The sequence below is a fragment of the Chloroflexus islandicus genome, from assembly GCF_001650695.1.
GTDB classification, from domain to species: domain Bacteria; phylum Chloroflexota; class Chloroflexia; order Chloroflexales; family Chloroflexaceae; genus Chloroflexus; species Chloroflexus islandicus.
Genome location: NZ_LWQS01000016.1, coordinates 1 through 632 on the forward strand (window position 1 = coordinate 1; position 632 = coordinate 632).

The 632-nt window shown below is 65.5% G+C and carries 1 protein-coding gene; it reads left to right on the forward strand.

The genetic code is table 11. From position 1 onward, the window contains the following. On the forward strand, positions 1–632 hold a 632-nt coding region (locus A6A03_RS00505), incomplete at both ends, for a hypothetical protein (protein WP_216636333.1).

The window sequence follows — 632 nt, forward strand, 5'->3', positions numbered from 1 at the left end:
CGCGTCACCGTCCAAGAGAACGATGTCGCAGATCTCATCCTCACCCCCGCCAGCCTGACCGTGGCCGAAGGCGGCCCGGCGGTGAATTACACCGCCCGCCTCGCCACCCAACCGCTGGCCAACGTCTCGGTCACTATCACGCCTGAAATCGTCAGCGCGGTGTCGCCGCTGGTTCCCAGCACCGGCCAACTGCTGCTCAACGGCCAACCAACCCTCACCTTGACCTTCACGCCGGGTAACTGGAACACGCCACAAACGGTCAGCGTGCAGGCGATTGACGATCCCATCGTCGAGACCCTCACCGGCACGTATGCGCTTGACCTGCGCCACGACCTCGCCAGCGCCGGCGACCCAGTCTACAATGGGCTGGCTGACCGCCTGCTCCGCGTCACCGTCCAAGAGAACGATGTTGCGGATCTCATCCTCACCCCCGCCAGCCTGACCGTGGCCGAGGGCGGCCCGGCGGTGAACTACACGGCCCGTCTCGCCACCCAGCCGCTGGCCAACGTCTCCGTCACCATCACGCCTGAAATCGTCAGCGCCGTCTCACCACTCGTCACCAGCAGCGGCCAACTGCTGCTCAACGGCCAGCCTACCCTCACCTTGACCTTCACGCCGGGTAACTGGAACAC